At 71.2% G+C, this 24,502-nt stretch carries 23 protein-coding genes; 12 read left to right on the top strand and 11 right to left on the bottom strand.

Annotated elements, in window-relative coordinates:
• Positions 1-3: 3 nt before the first annotated feature.
• Complete coding sequence (locus ACN26Z_RS17520; RefSeq protein WP_093405676.1) at positions 4-429, bottom strand: hypothetical protein; 426 nt, start codon at positions 427-429, stop codon at positions 4-6.
• 242 nt (positions 430-671) lie between these two features.
• On the opposite strand from ACN26Z_RS17520, the gene ACN26Z_RS17515 reads away from it, so the two are divergent.
• Together ACN26Z_RS17515 and ACN26Z_RS17510 are read left to right on the top strand one after the other, a co-directional pair.
• Complete coding sequence (locus ACN26Z_RS17515; RefSeq protein ID WP_421462354.1) at positions 672-1,787, top strand: WD40/YVTN/BNR-like repeat-containing protein; 1,116 nt, start codon at positions 672-674, stop codon at positions 1,785-1,787.
• Positions 1,784-2,086, top strand: coding sequence for a MoaD/ThiS family protein (locus ACN26Z_RS17510; RefSeq protein WP_282238364.1), 303 nt, complete (start codon positions 1,784-1,786; stop codon positions 2,084-2,086). Before ACN26Z_RS17515 ends, ACN26Z_RS17510 begins: the two co-directional genes overlap by 4 nt.
• A 6-nt stretch (positions 2,087-2,092) precedes the next feature.
• Here ACN26Z_RS17510 and ACN26Z_RS17505 read toward each other — a convergent pair whose 3' ends face one another.
• The 4 genes from ACN26Z_RS17505 to ACN26Z_RS17490 are packed head-to-tail and all read right to left on the bottom strand — an operon-like array spanning position 2,093 to position 5,376.
• Positions 2,093-2,719 (bottom strand): response regulator transcription factor, encoded by a 627-nt coding sequence (locus ACN26Z_RS17505; RefSeq protein WP_396885160.1) that lies wholly within the window; start codon positions 2,717-2,719, stop codon positions 2,093-2,095.
• The gene (locus ACN26Z_RS17500; protein ID WP_421462351.1) at positions 2,716-3,906 is read right to left on the bottom strand and encodes a sensor histidine kinase; all 1,191 of its coding nucleotides are present in this window, start codon (positions 3,904-3,906) and stop codon (positions 2,716-2,718) included. Before ACN26Z_RS17500 ends, ACN26Z_RS17505 begins: the two co-directional genes overlap by 4 nt.
• Positions 3,907-3,910: 4 nt before the next feature.
• Entirely contained in the window at positions 3,911-4,366 is a 456-nt protein-coding gene (locus tag ACN26Z_RS17495) for an ABA4-like family protein (protein ID WP_421462349.1), read from the bottom strand.
• The gene (locus ACN26Z_RS17490; protein WP_282238368.1) at positions 4,363-5,376 is read right to left on the bottom strand and encodes a hypothetical protein; all 1,014 of its coding nucleotides are present in this window, start codon (positions 5,374-5,376) and stop codon (positions 4,363-4,365) included. The genes ACN26Z_RS17495 and ACN26Z_RS17490 overlap by 4 nt, the downstream gene beginning before the upstream one ends.
• 466 nt (positions 5,377-5,842) lie before the next feature.
• On the opposite strand from ACN26Z_RS17490, the gene ACN26Z_RS17485 reads away from it, so the two are divergent.
• The 3 genes from ACN26Z_RS17485 (at position 5,843) to sigJ (ending at position 8,959) form a co-directional block, all read left to right on the top strand.
• Positions 5,843-6,892, top strand: coding sequence for a cellulose binding domain-containing protein (locus ACN26Z_RS17485; RefSeq protein WP_421462347.1), 1,050 nt, complete (start codon positions 5,843-5,845; stop codon positions 6,890-6,892).
• A 108-nt stretch (positions 6,893-7,000) separates the two neighbouring features.
• Positions 7,001-7,960, top strand: a complete 960-nt coding sequence (locus tag ACN26Z_RS17480) for a CehA/McbA family metallohydrolase (protein ID WP_421462345.1) — start codon at positions 7,001-7,003, stop codon at positions 7,958-7,960.
• A 114-nt stretch (positions 7,961-8,074) separates the two neighbouring features.
• Positions 8,075-8,959, top strand: coding sequence for an RNA polymerase sigma factor SigJ (gene sigJ / locus ACN26Z_RS17475; protein WP_421462343.1), 885 nt, complete (start codon positions 8,075-8,077; stop codon positions 8,957-8,959).
• Positions 8,960-9,004: 45 nt separating this feature from the next.
• Here the strand turns inward: sigJ and ACN26Z_RS17470 are convergent, their stop codons facing one another.
• Complete coding sequence (locus ACN26Z_RS17470; protein ID WP_282238371.1) at positions 9,005-9,622, bottom strand: CG0192-related protein; 618 nt, start codon at positions 9,620-9,622, stop codon at positions 9,005-9,007.
• Positions 9,623-9,856: 234 nt separating this feature from the next.
• Here ACN26Z_RS17470 and manD point away from each other — a divergent pair, with 234 nt between their 5' ends.
• Positions 9,857-11,086 carry a D-mannonate dehydratase ManD gene (manD, locus tag ACN26Z_RS17465; protein WP_421462340.1) on the top strand — a complete coding sequence of 410 codons (1,230 nt, stop codon included), beginning with the start codon at positions 9,857-9,859 and terminating at the stop codon, positions 11,084-11,086.
• Between the two features lie 252 nt (positions 11,087-11,338).
• Positions 11,339-13,168, top strand: coding sequence for an AMP-dependent synthetase/ligase (locus ACN26Z_RS17460; RefSeq protein ID WP_421462338.1), 1,830 nt, complete (start codon positions 11,339-11,341; stop codon positions 13,166-13,168).
• On the opposite strand, the gene ACN26Z_RS17455 is transcribed toward ACN26Z_RS17460, so the two are convergent.
• Genes ACN26Z_RS17455 through ACN26Z_RS17445 form a run of 3 tightly spaced genes read right to left on the bottom strand, consistent with a single transcriptional unit; the run spans position 13,165 to position 15,373 of the window.
• Positions 13,165-13,836: a lysoplasmalogenase gene (locus ACN26Z_RS17455; RefSeq protein ID WP_282238373.1), complete on the bottom strand. Its 672-nt coding sequence runs from the start codon at positions 13,834-13,836 to the stop codon at positions 13,165-13,167. The genes ACN26Z_RS17460 and ACN26Z_RS17455 overlap by 4 nt on opposite strands.
• Positions 13,833-14,660 (bottom strand): sterol desaturase family protein, encoded by an 828-nt coding sequence (locus ACN26Z_RS17450; protein ID WP_421462336.1) that lies wholly within the window; start codon positions 14,658-14,660, stop codon positions 13,833-13,835. Before ACN26Z_RS17450 ends, ACN26Z_RS17455 begins: the two co-directional genes overlap by 4 nt.
• Positions 14,657-15,373 (bottom strand): FadR/GntR family transcriptional regulator, encoded by a 717-nt coding sequence (locus ACN26Z_RS17445; RefSeq protein ID WP_282238375.1) that lies wholly within the window; start codon positions 15,371-15,373, stop codon positions 14,657-14,659. The genes ACN26Z_RS17450 and ACN26Z_RS17445 overlap by 4 nt, the downstream gene beginning before the upstream one ends.
• Before the next feature lie 587 nt (positions 15,374-15,960).
• Here ACN26Z_RS17445 and ACN26Z_RS17440 point away from each other — a divergent pair.
• The gene (locus tag ACN26Z_RS17440) at positions 15,961-16,719 is read left to right on the top strand and encodes a hypothetical protein (protein WP_421462334.1); all 759 of its coding nucleotides are present in this window, start codon (positions 15,961-15,963) and stop codon (positions 16,717-16,719) included.
• A gap of 161 nt (positions 16,720-16,880) precedes the next feature.
• Complete coding sequence (locus tag ACN26Z_RS17435; RefSeq protein WP_421462332.1) at positions 16,881-17,576, top strand: hypothetical protein; 696 nt, start codon at positions 16,881-16,883, stop codon at positions 17,574-17,576.
• A gap of 122 nt (positions 17,577-17,698) precedes the next feature.
• Here ACN26Z_RS17435 and ACN26Z_RS17430 read toward each other — a convergent pair whose 3' ends face one another.
• Positions 17,699-19,273, bottom strand: a complete 1,575-nt coding sequence (locus tag ACN26Z_RS17430; RefSeq protein ID WP_421462330.1) for a glutamate synthase-related protein — start codon at positions 19,271-19,273, stop codon at positions 17,699-17,701.
• Between the two features lie 239 nt (positions 19,274-19,512).
• On the opposite strand from ACN26Z_RS17430, the gene ACN26Z_RS17425 reads away from it, so the two are divergent.
• The 3 genes from ACN26Z_RS17425 (at position 19,513) to ACN26Z_RS17415 (ending at position 23,133) form a co-directional block, all read left to right on the top strand.
• Positions 19,513-21,198 (top strand): protein kinase domain-containing protein, encoded by a 1,686-nt coding sequence (locus tag ACN26Z_RS17425; RefSeq protein WP_421462328.1) that lies wholly within the window; start codon positions 19,513-19,515, stop codon positions 21,196-21,198.
• Between the two features lie 48 nt (positions 21,199-21,246).
• Positions 21,247-21,975, top strand: a complete 729-nt coding sequence (locus ACN26Z_RS17420; protein WP_421462326.1) for a hypothetical protein — start codon at positions 21,247-21,249, stop codon at positions 21,973-21,975.
• Between the two features lie 564 nt (positions 21,976-22,539).
• Positions 22,540-23,133 (top strand): lytic polysaccharide monooxygenase auxiliary activity family 9 protein, encoded by a 594-nt coding sequence (locus ACN26Z_RS17415; protein WP_332906494.1) that lies wholly within the window; start codon positions 22,540-22,542, stop codon positions 23,131-23,133.
• 97 nt (positions 23,134-23,230) lie between these two features.
• On the opposite strand, the gene ACN26Z_RS17410 is transcribed toward ACN26Z_RS17415, so the two are convergent.
• Entirely contained in the window at positions 23,231-24,415 is a 1,185-nt protein-coding gene (locus tag ACN26Z_RS17410) for a PucR family transcriptional regulator (protein WP_421462323.1), read from the bottom strand.
• Positions 24,416-24,502 lie beyond the last annotated feature (87 nt).

Genomic DNA, 24,502 nt, shown 5'->3' with positions numbered 1-24,502 from the left:
GGGTCAGTCACCGTCGACCTTCTCGGGCACGGCGGCCGTACCCTGCCGGGGCACCGACACCGACTTGATCAGCTCGGCCAGCGTCTTCTCCGACACGTCCCGTACGTCGATCTCGGTGCCGTCGGGAAGGGTCATGCGCAGTCGCTTGCCCTTGTTGCGCTCCTGATAGCGCTTGATGACCTCGGCCAGGTGCCGGATGTCCGCCGCCGCCCGCTTGACCGTCGGCACGGTGAACACGGCGAGGGCCAGTACGCCGAAGATGTAGCTCGCGGTGTCCCGGGTACCCGGGGCGGCTTCGGCGGTCAGTTCGCTCGCCTCGACACCGGGCAGCTGGTTCAGGTGTTCCTTCAGATGGCGCGCCTGCTCGGCCAGCTCCTCGTCGCTGAGCGGACCGTCCGACCCGACCTGCAAGATCAATCCATCGACCATGATCCCATCGTGGTCGCTGTCACTACCCCGTGCAAGGCCCGCCACGGCGGGATACGGGTCAGGGGCGGCAGTGACGGGCATCCGACAGAAGGCGGAGGATCCCGCGTGGCGGCGGAGCACTGTCCGTTTCGCTGATGCCAGTTCGTCGTACCTCAGGAGTAGACCGACCAGGACTGATGCACGTCGGTGTGGCGGCCGCGCGGCGACCCCCGCACCGACCCGAGGAAGACGAGAGAACGCTCATGAGTGGTGTACGCGTACTGGTGGGGACGCGCAAGGGCGCGTTCATCCTGACCTCCGACGACAGACGCGACAGCTGGACGGTCGACGGGCCGCACTTCGGCGGCTGGGAGATCTACCACCTAATCGGATCGCCGGCCGATCCGGACCGGCTCTACGCCTCCCAGTCCGGCGGCTGGTTCGGGCAGTTGATCCAGCGCTCCGACGACGGCGGACGGACCTGGACCACTGTCGACAACGACTTCGCCTACGCCGGCGACGTCGGCGACCACCTCTGGTACGACGGAACCCCGCGGCCCTGGGAGTTCAAGCGCATCTGGCACCTCGAGCCGTCCCGTGACGATCCCGACACCGTGTACGCGGGCGCGGAGGACGCGGCGCTCTACGTGTCCAACGACGGCGGCGGCAAGTGGACGGAGCTGACCGCCCTGCGTACCCACCCGAGCGGGCCGTCGTGGCAGCCCGGCGCGGGTGGCCTGTGCCTGCACACGATCATCCTGGATCCGGTCCACCAGGGTCGGATCTACACCGCCATCTCGGCGGCCGGCGCGTTCCGCAGCGACGACGGCGGCATCAGCTGGCTGCCGATCAACAAGGGCCTGCGGTCGGGGGAGATTCCCGACCAGGACTCCGAGGTCGGCCACTGCGTGCACCACATCACCCAGCACCCGTCGCGCCCCGACACGCTGTACATGCAGAAACACTGGGACGTGATGCGCAGCGACGACGCCGGCGCGAACTGGCGCGAGGTCAGCGGCAACCTGCCGTCGGACTTCGGCTTCCCGATCGCGGTGCACGCCCACGAGCCGGAGACCATCTACGTGGTGCCGATCAAGAGTGACTCCGAGCACTACCCGCCGGAGGGCAAGCTGCGCGTCTACCGCAGCCGCACCGGCGGCGACGAGTGGGAGCCGCTGACTGACGGGCTGCCGCAGTCCGACTGCTACGTCAACGTGCTGCGCGACGCGATGGCCGTCGACACGCTCGACCCCTGCGGCATCTACTTCGGTACCAGCGGCGGCCAGGTCTACCGCTCCGCCGACGGCGGCGACAGCTGGGCGCCGATCGTCCGGGACCTGCCGCCGGTGCTCTCCGTGGAAGTCCAGGTACTGCCGTGATCCGGGTCGTCCTCCCGGCTCACCTGAAGACCCTCGCCGGGGTGACCGGTGAGGTGCGGGTCGAGGTGGCCGGCCCCGGGCCGGCCACCCAGCGCCTGGTGCTCGACGCCGTCGAGGCGCGGTACCCGATGCTGCTCGGCACCATCCGCGACCGGCACAGCGGTGAGCGCCGCGCCTTCGTCCGCTTCTACGCCTGCGAGGAGGACCTCTCCAACTGCTCACCCGACACGCCCCTGCCCGAGCGGGTCGTCGCCGGGCAGGAGCCGTTCATCGTCCTCGGCGCGATGGCCGGCGGTTGACTCGGCTCACAGGCCGCGGGCGAACAGCGCCAGGCGTACCCGGTTGGGGCTGCCCGTTTTGGTCATCAGGCTGGTGATGTGGGACTTGACGGTGGTGACGCCGATGTGGAGCCGCTCGGCGATCTCGCCGTTGGACAGCCCGTCGGCGACCAGCTCCAACACCTGCTGTTCCCGGGCGGTCAGCCCGGTGACCGGCGACGGCGTCCCGGTGCGGGCGTGCACCGCGCGCTGCACCAACCGGCGCAGCACCTCCTGGCTGAACGGGCTGTCGCCCGTCGCGGCCCGGCGCACACCGTCCAGCAGCTCGGTCGGCGGTGCGTCCTTGAGCAGGAAGCCGCAGGCGCCGGCCGTCAACGCCGGATAGAGGTGGTCGTCGTCGCCGAACGTGGTCAGCACCAGGACGCGGGCACCGGGACGCTCGGCGATGATCCGGCTGGTGGCGGAGATCCCGTCGACGCCGGGCATGCGCAGGTCCATCACCACCACGTCGGGCACCAGCCGGGCGGCCAGGGTGATCGCGTCGCGGCCGTTGTCGGCCTCGCCGACGACCTCGATGTCGGGTTGGGCTTCGCAGAGCATGCGCAGGCCGGCGCGGATGAGGTGCTGGTCGTCGACCAGCAGTACCCGGATCACGCGCGCTCCGTCGCGCGTGGACCGGCGCGGGTTCCGGCCAGCACGGTGGCCACCCGCCACCCCGCGCCGGTCGGGCCGGCCGTCAACTGTCCACCGAGTACCTCGACCCGTTCGCGCATGCCGGTGATGCCGTGACCGCCGCCGGCCGGCACGGTGGCGGGCACCGAGCCGCGACCGTCGTCGACCACCTCCCAGTGGACGGCCCCGTCGACCAAGCTGACCGAAAGCCGCGCCACCGCAGCGGTACCGGCGTGCTTGGCCACGTTCGTCAACGCCTCCTGGCTGAGCCGAAGCACCGCGAGGCCCCGCACCGCGTCGAGGGTGCCGACCGCCGGGTCGATGTCGGCGACCACTGTGACACCGGCCTGACGGGCCCGGTCCACCGCGGCGCCGAGCGCGGCCGGCAGCGCTGACGGTTCGATCGCGGTCAGTGCGGCGTCGCCGCGTACGCCGTCGGGGTCGCGTAGCACCGCGACCAGCCGGCGCAGGTCGGCAAGGGCTGCTGTGCCGGTGCCGTGGACGTCGTCGAAGACCTCGCCGACCCGTGGATCCAGGTCGGTCAGCACGTGCCGGGCCACCCCGACGCGCAGCACCATCGACGCCACGTGGTGCGCCACCACGTCGTGCAGTTCCCGGGCGATGGCGCTGCGCTCGTCAGCACGCGCGGCACGGCTCTCCGACTCGCGTCGCCGCTGCTCCTCCTCGGCCCGCTGCCGCGACTGCTGCCCGAGTTCCCGGGTGGTCCGGATGACCAGCCCGAGCAGCAGCGGAACGCCGACCTCCGGCAGCAGCCCGAACACACCGGAGAGCAGACGCGCCAGCGGATCGCCGATCGAGTCGGTCAGGTCGACCACGGCCAGCAGCCCCGCCGCCAGCCAGATGGTCCGCCCCCGGCGGGCGGCCATGGTCAGTTCGAGCAGCGCCCAACTGGCACCCACCTGGTTGATCATGAAGTCGTCGACCAGCCAGATCGCCACCGCCAGCAGCGCGGTCTGGATCAGCATGCTGGCCAGCGGCCGGTGGTGCAGCGACAGCCCGACCGCGAAGGCGAGCACCGCGAGAATCCACTGGGTGGTGGTCGGTGCGGACAGGGCACCGAAGAACAGGTAGCCCAGGCCGGAGAGGATGAGCAGCACCATCCGCACCAGGCTGTCGCGCGCGTCGAACAGCCGTCCCACCCAGCTCACGGCCTCAGCCTAGGCGGTGCTCGTCGGGGCCGGCAGCGGTCGTCGGGTCAGCCCATCGGGTGCGTACGACCAGATAGGCGGCCAGACCGATCGGGCCCAGCAGGATCGTCAGCAGCAGCACCGGCGCCATCACCAGCGGTGGAACTGCCCGTTCCCGGCTGTCGAGCCAGGCCCAGCGGCCCACGAACAGGTCGAAGGCGATGAAGTGTGCCCAGGCCGCCGCGGCACCGTCAGCAGTGCCCAACAACTCCCGTACGCCGTCGAGGGTGGGGTCGATCACCGCCGGCAGGACCTCTGCGAACGCCGGGACCACCAGGATCGCGTAGATCGCCACGACCGGCACCACGATCAGCGGTGATCGGATGATCCGGTGGGTCATCGTCCAGTTCGGCAGCAGGATCATCAGCGCCCAGAAGGGTGCCGCCACCGCGAAGGTCAAGGAGAACAACGTGGCGCTCACACGGTCACCTCCGTCCGCTCGTCACCCGCGACCCGCCCGTCGCGCGGACCCGCCGCCCGCCGCTCACCCGGACCCGCCGGCCGATGTTCGACTGTGGTCGCCGAAAACCGGTGTCGGGCCAGCACCGCGCCGGCAGCGGCTACGGTCGCCACCGCCAGCGCCGCCGCAGCGGCCAGGGTGAGCGTGTCCGGCCGGAGCAGCGGCTGCCCGCGCAGCGCCTGCCAGGTCAGCAGTACGGTCGCCGCACCGTAACCGGCGCCTACGACGAGCAGCAACCGTGCCCGGGTGCGCTCGTCCAACGCACCACCGGTGAACCGGCTCAGCAGCAGAGCCAGGACCGGCAACACCTGCATTCCGTGCAGCCCCACGAAGTGCCCGATCCGCAGATCCCCACCGGTCGTGCTCCAGCCGACCAGCGGCAGCCCCGGCCCGCCGTCGGGCACGCCCACACTGTGCGCCCCGGCGACGCCCTCGATCACCGAAGCCTGATCCGGCAGGGTCATCGGTACCGCCACCAGCATGCCGAGTGCCGCCAGCCCGAGCCCCAGACCGATCGCGTAGCGGCCGGCGCGGCCGGCGATCGGCTGCCGTAGCACCGCGACACCGACGACGACGTGCGCGACGAACAGCACCATGATCGCTGCACCCATCAGCTGCCACAGCAAAGCGTTGACCGGGCTGGTCTCGTTGTAGTGGCTGGTGGTGCCGCGGAGCACCTGTCCGACGATGATGCACATCTCCACCACACCCATGGCGACCATCACGGTCACCGCCCACTCCGCGACCCGGCTACGGCGACGTAGCAGGGAGAGCAGCCAGACCAGGGTGCCGCCGTACAGGACGAACGACACCGAGAACTTGAACGGCTTGAGCCAGATCGGCACGCCGGTCAGGACCCGCTGGTCGGCCACGACGCCGACCGCACAGACGACGGCGAGCACCGCCATCGCCGAGACGAAGACCATCAGGGGGCGGTGCCGGTACGCCCGCCGCGACAGGTTGTCAGTCATGTCTGTAGATGCTGGTTCGAGCGACTGCCCGCCGCGCCCGACCAGGAGCCTCAGCTGTGGCCACTGGGCGGACCTCCACCTCCTCCCTGGGTAGGGGGTCGCCGGTGGGGGTCCTGTCACAGGCCCTACCGACCGAGCGGCAGCCGATCGGCGTCTGTCACTGCATTGTGGGGGAAGAGCTGGTCGGATCTTGTCCGTGCAGAGGTCCTTCGGCTAGCCTCCCTATGGGAGTTCGGGCAGCTCCGAGCGCATGGATTGGCTGCGTTCGGGCGCGACGCATCTCGGCGTGTCGACCGGTCCGTCCGGCCAGCGCGATGGTCGGCCTCCGCCGTGAGCGCATTCGTGGCACCGTCAGTGGATGGATCGTGGGCACGACCGTCCTCCGCAGCCATCGTCACCACGCATGACGCGCCAACGGCCGTGGCGACTCGACCAACCGCAACGGATCAGATCGGGGAATGTGCCCATGCTACGGAGATTGAAAGTGTCGGCGATCTTCGCCGCCCTTGCCGCCGTCGTGGCCACCACGGCCATCGCCACCAGCCCGACCAACGCCGCAGCCGACGCCGCAGTACGGGTGATGCCGCTCGGCGACTCGATCACCGACGGGTTCAATGTGCCCGGCGGTTACCGGATCGACCTCTGGCAGAAGCTGGTGGCCGGCGGCCATCAGGTCGACTTCGTCGGCTCCATGTCCAACGGCCCGAGCAGTCTGGGTGACCGCAACCACGAGGGCCACTCGGGGTGGACTATCGCGCAGATCGACGCCAACGTGGTCAATTGGCTGCGGGCCACCACACCCCGCACGGTGATGCTGCACATCGGGACCAACGACATGTTCGGCAACTCGTCCGGCGCACCGTCCCGGCTGTCCACGCTGATCGACAAGATCACCGCCACCGCGCCGGCGGCCGATGTGTTCGTCGCCACCATCGTGCCGCTGTCCGGAGCGGACAGTCAGGTGCGCACGTTCAACGCGGCGATACCCGGAATCGTGCAGAGCAAGGTTGACGCCGGGCGTCGCGTGCACCTGGTGGACATGTACAACGCGTTGACGCTGGCGGACCTGGCGGACGGCGTACACCCCAACGCTCGTGGCTACAGCAAGATGGCCGCCGTCTGGTACGACGCCCTGCGGGCGGTCCCGGGTGCGATCGGCGGCGATACTCCGCCTCCGACGACCGCGCCTCCGACGACCGCGCCGCCCACCACTCCGCCGCCGGCGGCGGGTTGCACCACGTCGGTGTCGCTGAACCAGTGGAACGGTGGTTTTGTAGCCACGATCCGGGTGACCCCGACGGGATCGTCGATCGATGGTTGGACGGTGACCGTCGCCCTGCCGTCCGGCGCCACCGTCACCAACGCGTGGAACGCCAACCGCAGTGGCAACACCGGAACGGTCCAGTTCGCCAATGTCAGCTACAACGGCTCCGTGGCCGCTGGTCAGTCGACTGAGTTCGGTTTCCAGGGCACCGGGTCAGGGGCGGGCCTGGCCCCGGTTTGCTCCGTCACATAGCGCGCGGAGGTGGTCCGATCCGTTACGGCACCCGCTGCCGCAGTGGTGCACCACCCCGGTCAGGTGAGCTGGCCACGCACGTCGGCCTCACGGGGAAAGAGCGAGCCGGTGTGCTCGAAGCCCGGCTGGTATCGGGGCGACGTCCACCTGCACACGACGCTCTCCGCCGGCGGCGAACTCACCCCGGGGCAGCTCGCCGCCGCCGCCCGCGAGATCGGCCTTGACTTCGTCGCCACCACCGAGCACAACACCACGGCCGGGCACCATGAGTGGAGCCGGTACGCGGGCGATGACCTGCTGGTCATCCTCGGTCAGGAGGTCACCACTCACACCGGTCACTGGCTCGCCCTCGGCCTCGACCCCGGGCATCCGGTCGAGTGGCGGTACGGGGTCCGCGACGACGCCATCGACCGGCAACTGGCCCGGGTACGCCGAGGGGGCGGGATCTGCGTGGCCGCCCACCCGTACGCGCCGTACGAGTCGGGGACGTTGGCCTATCCGTACCGGTGCTTCGACGCGGTGGAGGTGTGGAACGGACAGTGGCGCTCGGACCTGCCGTGGAACGCGGACAACGAGGCGGCGCTGGCCGAGTGGGGACGCAACCTCGGCCACGACATCCATCGGGGACGGTGGTGGCCGGCGGTCGGCAACAGCGACGCTCACCTCGCCGGTCAGCTCGGCACCCCGCACACCGTGGTCTTCGCCGAGGAACTGGGCGTCGACGCGGTCCTCGCCGGCCTGCGGACCGGCCGGAGCTGGATCGCCGGCTCCGCCGCCGTCGACCTGGCGTTCACCGCCGCGAGCGGTGATCGCGTGGTCGGTGTCGGTGAACGCCTGGACTCCGGCGGCGAGCCGATCGAGGTGCGGTTGCGGGTGTCCGGGGTGCCGTCCGGCGTCGTCGGTCTGCACACCGAACGCGGCACCGTGCTCCGCGAGCGACTTCCCGCCGACGGGACGGGCACGGTCCGCTGGCGCACCGTCGCGCGGGAGGGCGGCTTCGTCCGGGCCGAGGTACGCCACCCGGATCGGCGGATGGCGGCCCTGACCAACCCCGTCATCCTGGCCTGACCGGCGGCACCCGTCCCGCCGGGCGCTGGCACCCTCGGCACATCCAGACCGGTGCTCGTCACATTCAGGCTCCGGCCGGGGTCGGGTGGGTGAACCTTCAGGAAGGGGAGTGGCGTGGGCGAGTCCGCCTGGTTGGCCGAGCGGTTCGAGCAGCAACGGCCGTACCTGCATTCGGTGGCCTACCGGATGCTCGGATCGCTCGGCGAGGCGGATGACGCCGTGCAGGAGACGTGGCTACGGCTCTCCCGCGCCGACCACGACGAGGTGGACAACCTCGCCGCCTGGCTGACCACTGTGGTCTCCCGCGTGTGCCTGAACATCCTGCGCAGCCGGCAGCGGCGGCGCGAGGAGCCGTGGGACGTCCGGGTGCCGGACCCGGTGATCACGCCCGCCGGACCCGACGATCCCGAGCAGGCCGCCATGCTGGCCGACTCGGTGGGGCTGGCGCTGTTGGTGGTGCTCGACACGCTGACGCCCGCCGAACGTCTCACGTTCGTGCTGCACGACATGTTCGGGGTGCCCTTCGACGAGATCGCCCCGATGATCGACAGGTCGCCGGCCACCGCACGGCAGCTGGCCAGCCGAGCCCGCCGTCGGGTACGCGGACAGGCCCCGCCGACCGACCGTGACCTCGCCCGGCAGCGCGCGCTGGTTGACGCGTTCCTCGCCGCAGCCCGGGACGGTGACCTCGAGGGACTCGTCGCCGTGCTGCACCCGGACGTGGTGCTTCGTGCCGATGGTGGCACCACCCGCACCCGCCACACCACCGTGATCACCAGCGCTCCGGCGGTGGCCGCCCGGGCCACGACGTTCGGACGATTCTCGCCGTTCGCGCGGCCCGCGTTGATCAACGGTGCCGCCGGGGTGGTCGTCATGGCGTCGGACCGCCCACTGTCGGTGATGGCGTTCAGCATCCGCGACGGTCGCATCGTCGAGATCGACGTGATCGCCGACCCGGACCGCCTGACCCGGTTCGACCTGTCCGCCTTCACCGACTGACGCGCACATGGCGCGGCGCGGGGCCGTCGCGGTGTCCGTGCCGGTTCAGCGCGGCGCGGCGTACGCCAGCGAGAGCCGGACGTCGTCCCAGCTGCCGGTCAAGGTGGCACCGGCGGGGGCGGCGGTGGATCCGGGGCGGCGGATCACCCCCAGCTCGACGGTGTCGGTGACGATGAGCGTCGGGTCGCCGTCGACCACCCGGAGCACCGCGCCGACCGCAGGCACGGCGACGGCGGGAGCGTCGCTGGTGATGGCCATGCTGGGCGGGCGTACCTCGCGCCGGCCGTCAACCTCGAAGTACTCCTCGGCCTGTCCCGTGCCGGCCAGGACGGCCTCGGCCAGAGCAGCCGCGTACACCGGGTCGCCGACCGCGTCGTAGACCCAGCGCCGACCCAGCACCGAGTGCTCGGTGGTGCCCACCAGCCACTCGTCGGCACCGTCCAGCGGCGCCCCACGGTAGGTCAACGGCACCTGGTGCACCGGCCCGTCGCCGCCGGCGACGAGGAGCGTCTCGATGCCCACCTGCCCGGCCGGGTCGTCGAACCGGTACCCGGCCACGCGTCTCACGTCGACGCCGCCTTCGTACCAGTCGCGGGTCGGCAGCCAGGCCGCCAACAGTTCCAGCTTGGTGGGACGGATGTCCGCTCGGTGCAACAACGCCATGTGCCGCATCGTACGCACCACCCGGACGGGAGCCGGCGTGCCGGGTGGAAGGGGTGGCGCTGGGCCACATCGGGCAGGCGGTCGGCCGAGGGAGCTTCCCGGCCGCGGGATGGCGGCGCGGTGGCGTTGTGGCCTAGCATCTCGGGCCAGTACAAAGTCGAGCTCAACGCGGGTTCCCCCGACTCGCCGCCGGTGCCGCCGCCGGGTTAACGGCCCGCGGGAAAGGCACCCCTCGTGAAGATCGTGGCCGCCGACGTCATCGTCACCAGCCCGGATCGCAACTTCGTCACCCTGAGGATCACCACCGAGGACGGCATCACCGGCCTCGGTGACGGCACGCTCAACGGGCGTGAACTCTCCGTCGCCTCGTACCTGCGCGACCACGTCGTGCCGTTGCTGCTCGGGCGCGACGCGCACCGTATCGAGGACACCTGGCAGTTTCTGTACCGCTCGGCGTACTGGCGGCGCGGGCCGGTCACCATGGCGGCCATCGCCGCGGTCGACGTCGCGCTCTGGGACATCAAGGCAAAGGCCGCGGGGATGCCGCTCTACCAGTTGCTCGGCGGCGCGTCCCGCACCGGCATCATGGCGTACGGCCACGCCTCCGGGCGGGACCTGCCGGAGCTGTTCGACTCCATCCGGGCCCACCTCGACCTCGGCTTCCGGTCCATCCGGGTGCAGACCTCGGTGCCCGGCATCAACGCCGTGTACGGGGTGGCCACCCAGCCCAGCGCCGACGGTAAGCGCTACGACTACGAGCCGGCGCAGCGCACCCCGTTGCCGGCCGAGGAGGACTGGGACACCCGGGCGTACCTGCGCCACCTGCCCAGCGTCTTCGAGGCGGTCCGCAACGAGTTCGGGCCCGAGTTGCCGCTGCTGCACGACGGGCATCACCGGATGACCCCGATCCAGGCCGCGAGGCTGGGCAAGGCCCTGGAACCGTACGACCTGTTCTGGCTGGAGGACTGCACCCCGGCGGAGAACCAGGACGCGCTGCGGCTGGTCCGTCAGCACACCATCACCCCGCTGGCGATCGGCGAGGTGTTCAACACTGTCTGGGACTACCAGACCCTGATCCGGGAACAGTTGATCGACTACGTGCGTTCCGCGGTCACCCACACCGGCGGCATCACCGCGATGCGCAAGCTGCTCGACTTCGCCGCGCAGTACCAGATCAAGTCCGGCATCCACGGGCCGACCGACATCTCGCCGGTCGGCATGGCCGCCGCGCTCCACCTTGACCTGGCCATCCACAACTTCGGCATCCAGGAGTACATGCGGCACGGCGCCCTCACCGACGAGGTGTTCCGCCAGTCGTTCACCTTCACCGACGGCTACCTGCACCCGGGTGAGCAGCCGGGTCTCGGCGTCGAACTGGACGAGGAGGCCGCCGCCCGGTTCCCGTACCAACCGGCGTACCTGCCGTTCAACCGGCTCCAGGACGGCACCGTCCATGACTGGTGACCGCCCCCGCCCAGCTCTCGTCGATTTTGCACTTTTTGTCCCCGCGAAAGCCACGAAAGGGTTGTTTCGCCGACCGGAACTGCAAGATCGACGAAGTGGGGTGGGTGCGGCGGTGGGGTGGGGGTGTCGGGGGTAGCACGAGGTGGGATGGCGCGGGGTGGATTCGGGGGTTCTCAGGGCGCGGCGCGTGGGGGGAGTTCAGCATCTGTTCGGGTGGCCTTGGCTGGGTGACGCGACGGCAGGTGAGCGGGCATGCGGGAGACAGCGGTCGAGCCGATCGTCAGCGGCGAGGACACGACTCTGGCGGAGCAGGTGTGGCGCAACGCGGCCGAGGACCCGGACGCGGTGCAGTTCGTCCGGCCCGACCCGGATCCCCGGTCGTGGCCGGTGCGCCGCTCCGGGCGGGGCGGCGCCCTGCCGGTGACCTGCCGGCAGTTCCGCGATGACGTGGTCGCGGTGGCCCGCGGTTTCGTCGCTGCCGGGGTCGCGCACGGCGACCGGGTCGGGTTGCTCAGCCGCACCCGGTACGAGTGGACGCTCGTGGACTATGCGCTCTGGTCGATCGGCGCGGTGACCGTGCCGATCTACGACACCTCCAGCCCGGAACAGATCCGCTGGATGCTCGGCGACTCCGGTGCGGTCGGCTGCGTGCTGGAGACCGCGGACCACGCCTTCAGCGTGGCCGATCTGCGTTCGGAGCTGCCCGAGTTGCGGCAGACCTGGCGTATCGACGCCGGTGATCTCATCGAGCTGGTGGCGCGGGGCCGCGCCATCGACGCCACCGAGGTGGATGCGCGTCGAGCCGCCGTGACCGGCGCCGACATCGCCACCATCGTCTACACCAGCGGCACCACCGGCCCGCCGAAGGGCTGCGTGCTGGCGCACCGCAATCTCGCCGCCGACATCGGCAACGCCACCGCGGTGCTGCCCCAGTTGCTGCATGCGGGTGCGACGACTGTGCTGTTCCTGCCGCTGGCGCACGCCTTCGCCCGACTGATCCAGATCGGCATGGTGCACAACCGCGCCACCATGGTGCACAGCGCCGACATCTCCGGGGTGCTCGACCAGTTGCGCCGGTTCAAGCCCACCTTCATCCTCGCCGTGCCCCGGATGTTCGAGAAGCTGCACGACCAGGCCCGGCACACCGCCGAGGACGCGCACCGGGGATGGCTCTTCGGCCTCGCCGAGCGGGCGGCCGTGCGGTACAGCCGCGCGCTGGACACGTCACGTGGCCCCGGAAGGCTGCTCCGCCTGGCGCACCTGGTGTTCGACCTCGCCGCGTACCGCCGGTTGCGCGCCGCACTCGGCGGACGGTGCCGGATGGCCATCGTGGGCGGCGCGCCGCTGGGGGAGCGGCTGGGTCACTTCTTCCGGGGCACCGGAATCACCGTGCTGGAGGGGTACGGGTTGACCGAGACCTCCCCCGCGCTTACCGCGAACCTGCCGACGGCGATGCGGATCGGCACGGTCGGGAAACCACTGCCGGGGGTACGGATCCGCATCGCCGACGACGGCGAGATCCACGCCCGGGGCGAGGTGGTGTTCGGCGGCTACTGGAACAACCCGGAGGCCACCCGGGCGGCGTTGACCGACGACGGGTGGCTGCGTACCGGCGACCTCGGCACGATCGACGACGACGGTTTCCTGCGGATCACCGGACGGACGAAGGACATCATGGTCACGGCCGCCGGCAAGAACATCGCGCCCGCGCCGATCGAGGAGCGGATCCGAGCGCATCCACTGATCAGTCAGGTGATGCTGGTCGCCGACGGTCGCCCCTACGTCGCCGCGCTGGTGACGGTGGACCCGCAGGCGTGGACGCGCTGGCGGGAGCAGCACGGCCACCCCGGGGCGTCGGTGTCCGCGTTGCGGGACGATCCGGCGTTACGTGGCGAGATCCAGATGGCGATCGACCGGGCCAACCGCAGCATCTCCCGGGCCGAACAGGTCAAGACCTTCCGGATCCTGCACCGGGATCTCACCGAGGTGGACGGGGAACTCACCCCCACGCTCAAGATCAAGCGGGAGGCGGTGCAGGATCATTTCGCCGACGAGGTCGCCGCCCTCTACCAGGGCCATTAGGGTCGGTGCCGGCTCGCCGCTGCCCAGCCGGTGCTGATCAGGAACAGTGCGGCGCTGTAGGTCGCCATCACCAGCACGCTGTGTCCGGGCACCGTCGTACCGGCCGCACCGAGGCCGATCAACAGGTCCGAGAAGAGGAACAGCGCGCCGCCGAGCGCGACCCGCAGACCGAGCGCGGTCGCGGTCGCCGCCATCAGGCACAGCGCCAGGCTGTACCCGAGCACCGGCAGCCGCAGCTCGCCCAGCCGCGGCCACAGCAGCGCGTTCGCCACCACCCACAGCGCCAGGTACCCGGCCAGCGCCGCCGGTCGGGCCCGGCGGTGACCCACGAACGCGGTGACGAGCGCCAACTGGGTGCCGAGGAAACAGCCCATCCCGACCAGGAACGCGGCGTCCGACGGCATCAGCAGCGCGACGTCTCCGGCGGTGGCGAGCAGCAGGCCGACCGCGATCGGGGCGTTCGCCGCGCGGACCCGCCACAGCCAGGCCAGCAACAGCGGCGCCAGCAGCGGCTTGGCCAACCACTGCACCGCGAGCACGTCGGTGGCGACGGCGACCAGTTCGACGGCCGCCACGACGGCGAACGCCCAGAGCAACACCCCATCCCGGTCCGGCCGCCGCAGCCGCGTGTCCACCAGCCTCCGGCCGGTGCCGGTCGCGGTGTTCATCGGGCCGGCTGCCAGCCCGGGCGGCGCAGCAGGTACCCGAGCCGCTCCCGCCAGGACCTGGCGGTGCGCAGGTCCCGCCAGATGGCCGCGTACTCGTGGGTCGCCACCCGCAGCGGGTTGTAGGTGCCGATGTTCTTGGTCAGGCCGTACCGGACCGCGTCGCCCTCAGCCTGGAAGGTCCCGAAGAGTCGATCCCAGATGATCAGAATGCCGCCGTAGTTGCGGTCCAGGTACTCGTCGTTCGAGCCGTGGTGCACCCGGTGATGTGAGGGGGTGTTGAACAGCAACTCGATCGGTCGGGGCAGCAGGTTGATCCGCTCGGTGTGCAGGAAGAACTGGTAGAGCAGGCTGATCGACTGCTGAAGGAAGATCATCCACGGTGGAATGCCGAGCAGGGCCAGGCCCAGCCAGAAGGGCAGCGAGGTCATCGGTGTCCAGCTCTGCCGCAGCGCGGTGGAGAAGTTGAAGAACACGCTGGAGTGGTGCACCACGTGTCCCGCCCACAGCAGTCGCACCTCGTGGTGGGCCCGGTGGAACCAGTAGTAGGCGAAGTCGTCGGCGAAGAACAACAACACCCAGACCCACCAGTCGCCGGGGGAGAGACTGAACGGCGAGATCGTGTAGGCGGCGGCGTACAGGCCGATCGTGAGCAGCTTCCACGGCACGCCGATCACCTGGCTGCCGGCCCCCATGGTCAGGCTGGTGGCGGTGTCCCGGGCCTCGTAACCCCGTTCGGCGTCGTCGGGCGCGAACCGGTACGACAGCGCCTCGACGGTGATGAGCAGGAGGAACGCGGGGATGGCGTAGAGCACGGCGGGGATCATGCCCGGCTGTCCTTTCTGGTCGGGGCGGTGAGCGCGGCGGTGAGCAGCGATCGGGCCTCTTCGGCGGCCTCGACGTCCCGGCCGTCGGCGATTGCCGACGCCAGCCGGCGGTGCCCGGTGACGTCGAGCAGTTCGGTGGCGCGCCGTTGGGGCGGCACCTCGGCCACCGCCAGGGCGCCGGCCACCAGGCTGTTGAAGGCCAGCAGGTACGCGGTGTTGCCGCAGCCGTCCAGGATCAACCGCCAGACGGCGATGTTGGCCTCACCCATCGCGGTCAGATCGGGTGCGAGGTCGGCGAACTCCTCCACCGCGCGGACGATCCGTCGCCGCGCCGCGTCGTCGGCCCGGCGGGCGCAGAGCCGGGCCGCGTCGACGCCGATGCAGGCCCGCATGTCCATCATGTCGCGGACCAGGGTGGCGACCGGCAGTACGTCGCCGGAGCGCACCAGCGACAGCGCGAGATCCAGACCGGCGTGCACCCGCCAGTCCAGCACCCGGGTGGCCCCGCCCTGGCTGATCCGGACCAGGCCGAGTTGCTGCAACCGACGCAGCGCCTCCCGGACCGCATGTCGGTTCACCTGGAAGGTCGTCGCCAGCTCCCGTTCGCCGGGCAGCGTGTCGTCGGTGCGGTAGGTGCCACTGACGATGGCGTCGCGCAACTGTCCGAAGACCAGGTCGGAGACGGAGGCCCGGGTGACGGGGACGAATGCCATGCCCGGCAGTGTGGCCCAGGGTACATCAACCCGTCAACTGGTTGGACCAGTTGGGAACCTGGCGGATCGACACGCCCGTGGCTCGTGACCGTGCTGTCGCAGTGAGTTAGGGTGCGTTCGCAGCGGGTGGCGGTCGGGCACGGGAGGCGCCGGTGACGAGACGACGGCGTGGCCTCGCCCGCGCGGTCCTACGACTCGGTTTCCTGACCGCGGTCGCCGGGGCGGCATGGTGCGCCTACGACGTCGCCTCGGCCGATTCCGCCCGGGCCGCCGGGGAGCCGCCGGCCGTCACTCAGGGCGGAGCAACGCCCCGCGTCGGCGACCTCGTTCGAGGTCTGCTCGCCCCGGCACTCACGTCGGATCCGCCCGCCCCGGAGCCCCCGCCGCCGGCCCCATCGCCGCCGGCCCCACCGCCCAGGTCCGATCCGCCCCGACCGCTTCCGCCCGACGAGCCCGAACCATCCGCCGACGCCAGGCCGGCGGAACCGCCGTCACCACCTGCCGGTGGGCGACCACCGCAGGACACCGCGCCACCGGCTGACCCGGCGCCACCGGCTGGGTATGCGCCACCGTCGACCGACCCGAGCATGTCGAGACCGAGGCCGAGCGCACCTCGGGTCGCTGCCCACCCGGCGGGTGCGGCACCGGCAGCGCAGCGGACGGCCGGGTCGCCAGCTGCGAGCCGGCCCCACAGCCGATCGGCGGAGCCGCTGGCGCGACTGCCCGAGGCGGTACGCGACGAGGTGGCCGTCGTGGTCGCCGAGGCCGGGACGCTCGCAGCGCCGCTCATCGCCGCCCTTGTGGAGCTGCTGGATGCCGAGTTGCCGCTGCTGGACTCCGTAGTGGTGGGGCTGGAGCCGGTGCTCGACGTGCTGGATCCGGTCGTCGAGCTGCCCCAACCCGCTCCGGCACCGGTGGACCCGACCCCCCGACCCGATCCGGATCCCGCCATGCTACCGGCACCGGAAGCCGAACCCGCGCTACCGGCCAGGCCGGACCGGGCCGACGCCGGCGCGGACAGCGCCCGGCAGATCGGCTCCGTCCACCACGTCATCCGTCACCGGTCCGGCCACCCGGCGGCTTCGCTGCCGCACAGCGGCGAGGAGATCGTCGACGGTGGACTGCACGAGCGGGACGGGCAGGCCGACCGTACGCCGGGTCCGCCGCCCTCGTCGCCGGCTCCCGGCACCAGCGGCGCCGAGTCGGCACCGACGTCGCACAGCGGCCCGGTCGACATGGCCGTGGCCGGCTGGTCGCCGCCAGCGGTCAGCGGCCGGGTGACCCGGCTGGCGCGTACCCGGAGACGCCCCTCCCGCTCGCCACGCCCGCGCAGCCGGCCCGCCTGACCGCTCGCTGCCACCTCCGCGCCGCCACGTCGGTCGTGGCCGCGCGACGCGACACCTGACGGCGGTCTACACCGTCGACCGTCCCGGGCCTGCCGGCGTGTGACTGCCTGGCACCGGCCCATCACCTACTTTTCCGACTTCATGCCTCACCAGGAGTAACCATGCACGTCACCCTGCCGGTCAACCGTGCCCGATGGTGCGACGTCGACTGGATCGTCGACCTGCTCACCGCCACGATCGTCCCCACGTCCCTCGGCGCGTGGCTCGTGCCCGATGAGCGGCGCCGTGCCGCCGTGATCGCCGCCGTGGCCCGCATCTGGACCGAGCACGCCCTGCTGTTCGGCGACGCGTTCCTGCTCAAGGACGGGACCGCCGCCACCGTCTGGTTCCACCGCTATCGCCCGATCCCGCCGCCACCCCGCTACGACGAGCGACTCGACGACGCCAGCGGCGAACACGCCGTGCGCTTCCGTCGCGTCGACCATCTCCTTGCCGCGCGGCGGCCCGCCGAGGCACACAACCACCTCGCGTTCCTCGCCGCACCCCCGGACGCCGACCGGGCTCGTCAGGCCGCCGCCGTCCTCGCCGGCAGCCACCGGTACATGGACAACCTCGGCCTGCCCGCGTACGCGGAGGTGCACGACGACGACCTGCGTCTCTATCGCCGGCTCGGCTACCGGGGCCGGCAACGTCTGTCGGGTCCCGGCGGCACTACCGTCAACCTGCTCTGGCGGCCGGTCCCGTCGGTCCGGATCAGTCACTCGACCGTTCCGACGCGTCGGGTACCACCCGCCCTACAGGCGACGCCGCCCAGGACGGTGATGACGGTCGACGCCGGAGGAGGGGCCTGCCGCTGATCCGTGCTGAGATGGCACGAACGTGATCCGTCCTTTGGCGACCCGGACGCGCGCGGGTCGGCCCCGGTCGACCCGCGCGGGGCTCGAAACCACCGTCGGCGGCTGGTGTGAAACGTCGGGCGTCAACGCTGGGCGGTCGGTGACGGGGGAGCGCTGCCGCCCTGGGGTGCCTCGGTGGACATCAGCTCCACGACCGCCTTGCGGTCGGCCGCCGACGGTAGGCCCCAGCCAGGTTGGTACCCGTACACCTCGCGCAGCGGAGTGGCGCTGGTCCGCCCGCCGAGTATCTCCACGGCGTCGGTGCCGATCAGCCCTGGATGCTCCACCCCGCACGCCTCGGCGACCTTCATCAGGTCCCGCCGCAGCGTCTTGATGTAGTGCGCCGCCCGGACCGACTTCGATGCCGGGTCCAGCCCCCGGGTCAGCCAGGCGTTCTGGGTGGCCACTCCGGTGGGGCAGGTGTCGGTGTGGCACTTCTGCGCCTGGATGCAGCCGATCGCCAGCATCGCCTCCCGGCCCACGGCCACCAGGTCGCAGCCGAGCGCGAACGCGACCACCGCGTTGTCGGGCAGGCCGAGCTTGCCGGAGCCGACGAAGACGACCTGCTCGTGCAGGTCACGTTCGGCGAAGATGGGATAGATCCGGGCGAAGCCCTGCTGGAACGGCAGCGACACGGAGTCGGTGAAGATCAGTGGCGCGGCCCCGGTGCCGCCCTCGCCGCCGTCGATGGTGACGAAGTCGACGCCTCGGCCGGTGTCGCGCATCAGGTCGGCCAGCTCGGTCCAGAAATCGAGGTCGCCCACGGCCGATTTGATACCGACCGGCAGACCGGTCTCGGTGGCCAGGAGTTCCACCCAGTCGAGCAGGCTGTCGCAGTCTGCGAACTCCGCGTGCCGCGAGGGGCTGACACAGTCCCGTCCGACCGGGATTCCCCGGGTCGCGGCGATCTCCGCCGACACCTTCGCCCCCGGCAGCAGGCCACCCAGGCTGGGCTTGGCCCCCTGACTGAGCTTGATCTCCAGCGCCCGCACCGGTGCGCCGGCGACCACGTCCTTGAGCCGGGCCAGGTCGAACCGGCCCCGATCGTCGCGGCAGCCGAAGTACGCGGTACCCAGTTGCAGGATCAGCTCGCCGCCGTTGCGGTGATACGGGGACAGCCCGCCCTCGCCGGTGTTGTGCAGGCAGCCGGCGAGCGCCGCGCCCCGGTTCAACGCCTCGACAGCGGGGCCGGACAGGGAGCCGAAGCTCATCCCGGAGATGGTCACCACCGATGCGGGGCGGAACGCGTGGGTGCGGCGTCGCGCGCCTCCGAGCACCTTCGCCGACGGCAGCCGCACCTCGTGCCCGGTAGTCGGCGTCGACGGCGGTACCGCCCGACCGAAGGTGCGGTGCTTGATGACCGGATATCCCGGGCTGTACTCGATGTCGTTGTCGGTGCCGAACCCGAAGTAGTTGTTCTGCCGCTTCGCCGACGCGTACACCCAGCGGCGTTGGTCCCGGGTGAACGGACGTTCCTCGTTGTTGCCGGCCACGATGTACTGCCGCAGCTCCGGCCCGAGCGATTCGAGCAGGTAGCGGGCGCGACCCAGCAGCGGGAAGTTGCGCCTCAGCGCGTGCTCGCGTTGCAGCAGGTCACGGGCGGCGAGCGCGGCGAGGGCGGTGACGGCGGCGGGTACGGCGTGACGGGCCCATCTCATCCCGCCACACTTTCCGTCGCCGAGCCCGGTCAAACGTCGGGGCGGTGCAGCTCAGCGCCGGTCGGCGGCACCAGGCGCAGCGGGTAGGCCGCCGACCGTGCCCACCGGACGACTCACCAGTTGGCCACCCGGTGGGGTCGGTGCACCCGCCGGGCCGATGGCGTCACTGGCGGCGGTGGCGATAATGATCGCGTGTTCAGCGGCACCGTTCACTTGCGCGTGGCACGGATAGTGGCGACATGAACGGTTGGCAGGTCTCCGGCTACACCCCGGTCCGTCGGCTCGGTGCCGGTGCCTCCGGCAGCGTCGATCTCGCCGTGCACGACGCCACCGGCACCGCGGTGGCGATCAAGTATCTGACCACCGGGCCCGACGACGAGCTGTTGCGGGCCGACTTCCGGGACGAGGCGCGGCGGCTTGCCGACATTGACGACCCGCACATCTGTCGCCTCTACGAGTACGTCGAGGCGCCCGGCGGGGCGGCGATCGTGATGGAGTTGGTCAACGGCGTGTCGCTGCGCCAGATGCTGCGTGCGCAGGGCCCCACCACACCGGAGTCGGCGCTCTGCGTGCTCAAGGGTTCCCTGGCCGGGCTCGGTGCGGCGCACGCGCGCGGCGTGGTACATCGTGACTACAAACCCGAGAACGTGCTGGTGACTGCCGAGGGCGCGAGCAAGCTCGCCGACTTCGGCATCGCCATGCCGGTCGGTGCCGCCTCCGGTGGCACTGTCACCGGCACCCCCCGCTACATGGCTCCCGAGCAGTGGTCCGGTGCGCCGGCCAGCCCGGCCTGCGACATCTACGCCGCCACCGCCACCTTCTTCGAATGCCTCACCGGCCACCCGCCGTTCGACGGGCGGGATCTGGCCACGCTGCGCCGGCAGCACATCCGGGCGCCGATCCCCACCGATCGGGCGCCGCGCCCGGTGCACGGCCTGCTGCGCGACGGGATGGCCAAGCGGCCCGACGACCGTCCACAGCCCGCGCAGGTCTTCCTCGCCAGCCTGGAGGAGGTAGCCGCCGGTGCCTACGGGGACGACTGGGAGGAACGCGGGTGGCGCGAGCTGGCTCGCCGGGCAGCGCTGCTGGCGGCGCTGTTTCCGTTCCCGGACGGCAGCGGGGGCGGCATCAGCGTGGCCAGCACGGCGGTCGGCACCTATGCGCCGACATCGGTGGGCGAGGCCGCCGACGGATCCGTACCTCGGCGGACCGGACGGTCCCGGGCGGCGCTGGTCGGGTCCGGCCTGGTGGCGGCGATGCTGGTCGGCGTTGCCGGACTCAGCTACGCCGGGAAGGACGAGCCACCGTCGGTCGGTGCGGCGGCGGCCACCGAGGCCCGCACGGATCTGACCGCCGGGACCGTCCCGACCGTCGGAGTTCCGGCCGCACAGCAGCCGACGCCGACGTCCGACGTGCCGACGGTCGGCACCACCGGTTCACCCACCCCGACCGGTACGGGGACCGTCCCGACGGGCGGCACCACGGTCGAGCCGAGCCGGTCGGTGCGTCCCCCGGGCGGCTCACAGCCCGCGACGCCGGTGCCCACGTCGTCCACCAGTCCCGCACCGCCGTCGGACACCACCGCGCCCACCGTTGACCGGGTCACCGCGAGTCCGACCGAACTTGATCCGGCGGGCTGCCCGTTCGGGCCGACCGCGAGCACGGTCACCGCGCTCGTCGCCGACGACCGTACCGACTCGGGTGAACTGCGGGTCCGTCTGCGCTACACGCTCGAGAAGCGGTCCTACGAGCAGAACATGGCTCAGCTGCGTGGCGGCCAGTTCCGGGGCGTGCTCGGCGACCTGCCCAGGCCCGGAGCGACCACGCGGATCCCGGTCGCGGTCCTGGCCACCGATGCCGCCGGTAACACCACCACCGGTGCGACGGTGCACGTGACGCTCTACTCCTTCTGCACGCCCGGCTGACCAGCCGCCCCCGCACCCAGGCCCGCGACGAACGCAGGAGACGACAGCGTGAATCAGCCGGACGACGACGCCACGGAGGCCCTGCCCACCCAACGGGTACCGGCCGAGCCGACCGTCACTCTGCCCGCACACCCACCGTCCGTGACCGCACCTAAGCCGTCGCTCGACGCTGCGGAGCCGACGCTGTCGCTGGCTGGGACCGGGGGAGACACGATGGCCGCGAATGTCACGGTCGGTACGCGTACCGGCGGCACGGCCCTGCCCGCGCCCACCGCCGGGCCCGGCGGCGAGCTGCGGTTCGGTCCCGGCGTGCCGGTCGCCCCGCCAGCGGCACCGGCCTGGCCGGCACCCGCGCCGCCGCGCCGGCCGTCGCTCTGGCGTCGCTTGACCACCGTGCTCTCCGCGCTGCTGAGCCTTGCGCTGCTGACCGCGGTGGGGTTGTGGATCTGGCAGCGACTCAGCCCGCTGGAGATCGCCGATGTCACCGCGAGCGTGCCCCGACCGGCCGAGGCACGCTGCGACGTCACCGTCGACGTGGTCGCCACCGTGCGGACCAACGGCCGCGCGGGCGTGATCGAGTATCAGTGGCTGCGGACCGGCAGTGCGCCTGGTGCTCTGCTCACCGAGCGCGTCGGTCGGGGACAGCGTAGCGTCACGCTGACGTTGCGCTGGTCGTTCACCGGGGTCGGCAGCACCACGGAGACCGCGACGGTGAACATCCTGTCGCCGGCGCCGGCGCAGGCAGCGACCGAGGTCAGCTACGCCTGTCCAGGCTGACTCCGACGGGCCGGTGGTCGGGATGCGTCTGCGGCTGGGACGCCTACCGGCCCCCGGGATGCAGCGGCCCCATCCTGATCGCCCACGCCGTGGAACCGGGTAGCGCCGTGGAACCGGGCAGCGCCGCCGCCGAGCGGCTGCCGCTGCTCGCTGCGGACGCGACTTGACGACCTCTGCCGGCCACACCGACATCCGCCTCTGGTACGAGCCGGCCTGACGGCGCTCTCGTACTATGAATCGCGAGCCGTCAACAACCGAAAGTTTCGATCCGGGACGTCGTTCGGGTGATCGGGTGGGTGGCGGAGTGGGCCATCGTCGCAGCACAGATGGGGCATTGGTGCCCTTCACGGTGACTCGGGCCGGCTCGGGACACAGTGGCACCAATTAAGATCATAATTGACATTTATGCGACTCGATGCTTGTCTGGCGTTGGAAGCGCTCCCATCCACCGACACCACCGAGGAACGGAGGACGCACATGCGTTCACGCAGGCCTGATCAGAGCGGCGGACGGTCCCGGTCAGCCGTCCGCCAGCCCCTTCGGGTGTTTGCCGTGCTACTCGCGATGATCGTTGGCGTGCTGCCCTGGGCCACCCCGGCCCAGGCGCACGGCACCATCATCAACCCGGCCTCCCGCGCCTACCAGTGCTGGCAGAGCTGGGGCAGCCAGCACACCAACCCGGCCATGCAGCAGCAGGACCCCATGTGTTGGCAGGCGTTCCAGGCCAACCCCGACACCATGTGGAACTGGATGAGCGCGCTGCGGGACGGTCTGGGCGGCAACTTCCAGGGCCGCACCCCCGACGGGCAGCTGTGCAGCAACGGGCTGTCCAGGAACAACAGCCTGAACCAGCCTGGCGCGTGGCGGACGACGAACGTGAGCCGCAACTTCACGGTCCAGCTCTACGACCAGGCCAGCCACGGCGCCGACTTCTTCCGCGTCTACGTCAGCAAGCAGGGGTTCGACCCCACCACCCAGCGGCTCGGCTGGGGCAACCTCGACTTCATCACGCAGACCGGCAGGTACGCGCCTGCGCAGAACATCTCGTTCAACGTCTCGACCTCCGGCTACACCGGACGCCACATCGTCTTCGTCATCTGGCAGGCTTCGCACCTCGACCAGGCGTACATGTGGTGCAGTGACGTGAACTTCGTCTGATCGACCAGCTCCATCGCTCCGGCCCAGGGTTGCCGTCCTGGGCCGGAGCGGCTCGTCGAGGCGGCCGCGACGCTGCGGCGGACCGGCACCGGCCGGCTCACTGCGTCCGGTCGGCCCGAGCACGGGCGATGCCGGCACCGATCAGGCGTACGCCTCGGGCCGTCGCGGGGTGAAAGCCGAGCAGTTCGTGGGCCCGGCGGATGCGATAGTCGAGCGTGCGCGGATGGATGTTGAGGGCCGCCGCGGTACGAAGGCGGTTCATGTCGTTGTCGTAGTAGGCAGCGAGCGTCTCGATAAGATCGGGGCCGGCGGAGAGACGGCGGGTGAGGTCGTCGAGCCAGCGGTCGACCGCGGGCAGTTGTGCGACAGCGAGTTCGATCATGACGTCGGCGACCGTGTGCAGGCACTCCGGCCTCGGCTGCGCGGGCGCGACGCAGCTGACCCGGCGGGCCAGGTCGGCGGTCTCGGCCAGGCTGCCGGTGGGGCCGGCGGCGGTGCCGATCGACAGCGGACGGCCGACGGTGTCGGCGAGACCGCGGATCACCGCGAGAGCGATCTGATGCTCCGTGGCGACGAGCGTTCCGACCGCCTCCGACACGGGGGTAAGCAGGACGAACTCCGACGGCTTGCGCCACATCATCGGCGTGCGGCGCACGCGCAGCAGCGTTTCGATGGTTCTGGCGCGCACCTTGGCGGTCAGGCGTCGCGTGTCGCCTCGGATGGTGACGACCGTGACCAGGTACGGCCCGTGGTGGGACAGGGCGAGGTCACCGGCGAGCTGACCGGCGGCGGGGTCGTCGTGAAGCAGCGCCAGCGTGAGGTGTTGTATCCGCGCTGCGAACGGCACGCTGCGGTGCTGCCCGGCGAGGAAACCCCGGGTGTACGCGGCCTGGGCGACCGCGCCCTGCGGGCCCAGCCACCGCAGCATTCGCATCACGTCCTCGATGTCGTCCGGCCCGGCCGCCTCGCGGATCTCCTGAAGTGTCAGCGTCGAGTGCAGCGTCAGCACCTGGCGTTGGGCTCCGGCGGAGATGCCGCGTTCGCCGCGCTCCTGGCCGACCGACTCCATGTGCCGCAGATCGTCGTCGGTGAAAGGCTGCTCGTCGGCCGCGAGCGCAGCGGTGCGGCGGCGGAGCAGCACCGCGAAATCCATCATCGCGGCGAGCCCGTGGCTGGACACATCGACCCGCCGAAACTCGGGCAGCTCGCGTTGGTACACCCGAACAGCCCGTCGGGCGTTGCGGTCGACCTGCTTGCTGAGCTGGTGGAACAGGTCTCCCATTGAAGCCCCTGCCTCGAAGGTCCAGCCGTTCCCGCGTCACCTCAACCTCAGAGATTAGTGCCCCCGCCCGAGTAATAACCAGCGCTC

The sequence above is a fragment of the Verrucosispora sp. WMMD703 genome (genome assembly GCF_049178935.1).
Lineage (GTDB): Bacteria > Actinomycetota > Actinomycetes > Mycobacteriales > Micromonosporaceae > Micromonospora > Micromonospora sediminimaris.
The sequence above is the reverse complement of the archived record's forward strand: the minus strand, read 5'-3'. Positions and strand labels throughout refer to the sequence as shown.

Bases quoted from the DNA above. Each gene is read 5' to 3' on its own strand.
- ACN26Z_RS17520 (WP_093405676.1), bottom strand. From the start codon at position 429: ATGGTCGATGGATTGATCTTGCAGGTCGGGTCGGACGGTCCGCTCAGC.
- ACN26Z_RS17515 (WP_421462354.1), top strand. From the start codon at position 672: ATGAGTGGTGTACGCGTACTGGTGGGGACGCGCAAGGGCGCGTTCATC.
- ACN26Z_RS17490 (WP_282238368.1), bottom strand. From the start codon at position 5,376: ATGACTGACAACCTGTCGCGGCGGGCGTACCGGCACCGCCCCCTGATG.
- ACN26Z_RS17485 (WP_421462347.1), top strand. From the start codon at position 5,843: ATGCTACGGAGATTGAAAGTGTCGGCGATCTTCGCCGCCCTTGCCGCC.
- ACN26Z_RS17470 (WP_282238371.1), bottom strand. From the start codon at position 9,622: ATGGCGTTGTTGCACCGAGCGGACATCCGTCCCACCAAGCTGGAACTG.
- ACN26Z_RS17460 (WP_421462338.1), top strand. From the start codon at position 11,339: ATGCGGGAGACAGCGGTCGAGCCGATCGTCAGCGGCGAGGACACGACT.
- ACN26Z_RS17455 (WP_282238373.1), bottom strand. From the start codon at position 13,836: ATGAACACCGCGACCGGCACCGGCCGGAGGCTGGTGGACACGCGGCTG.
- ACN26Z_RS17450 (WP_421462336.1), bottom strand. From the start codon at position 14,660: ATGATCCCCGCCGTGCTCTACGCCATCCCCGCGTTCCTCCTGCTCATC.
- ACN26Z_RS17445 (WP_282238375.1), bottom strand. From the start codon at position 15,373: ATGGCATTCGTCCCCGTCACCCGGGCCTCCGTCTCCGACCTGGTCTTC.
- ACN26Z_RS17440 (WP_421462334.1), top strand. From the start codon at position 15,961: ATGTCGAGACCGAGGCCGAGCGCACCTCGGGTCGCTGCCCACCCGGCG.
- ACN26Z_RS17435 (WP_421462332.1), top strand. From the start codon at position 16,881: ATGCACGTCACCCTGCCGGTCAACCGTGCCCGATGGTGCGACGTCGAC.
- ACN26Z_RS17430 (WP_421462330.1), bottom strand. From the start codon at position 19,273: ATGAGATGGGCCCGTCACGCCGTACCCGCCGCCGTCACCGCCCTCGCC.
- ACN26Z_RS17425 (WP_421462328.1), top strand. From the start codon at position 19,513: ATGAACGGTTGGCAGGTCTCCGGCTACACCCCGGTCCGTCGGCTCGGT.
- ACN26Z_RS17415 (WP_332906494.1), top strand. From the start codon at position 22,540: ATGATCGTTGGCGTGCTGCCCTGGGCCACCCCGGCCCAGGCGCACGGC.
- ACN26Z_RS17410 (WP_421462323.1), bottom strand. From the start codon at position 24,415: ATGGGAGACCTGTTCCACCAGCTCAGCAAGCAGGTCGACCGCAACGCC.